The following is a 230-nucleotide window of genomic DNA, read 5'->3' on the forward strand; positions in this document are numbered from 1 at the left end:
TCCCCCCCCGCCAGTGGCGGTAGAGGTTCTCGCGCAGGAAGGTGCCGGTTTCGCGCAGCCGTTCGCGCATGGGGGCGCTGTAGGTGATCAGGCGGTCCGGTTGGGCCAGCACGTCCGCCGCGCTGGTCACGCCACTGGCCTGGATCGCGGCGGCGCTGGCGTCGGTCAGGTCCCCGATCAGCCACCCCAGCAGCTCGCGGTGCAGGGTGCGGCGGTCGCGCTCGGTGAGG

General features: G+C 73.5%; 1 pseudogene. It reads right to left on the reverse strand.

Features of this window, described 5'->3' with window-relative positions:
* Window positions 1-230: pseudogene (locus DEIPH_RS17550) on the reverse strand (deoxyguanosinetriphosphate triphosphohydrolase); the annotation flags it as partial.

It is taken from the genome of Deinococcus phoenicis, assembly GCF_000599865.1.
Taxonomy (GTDB): Bacteria; Deinococcota; Deinococci; order Deinococcales; family Deinococcaceae; genus Deinococcus; species Deinococcus phoenicis.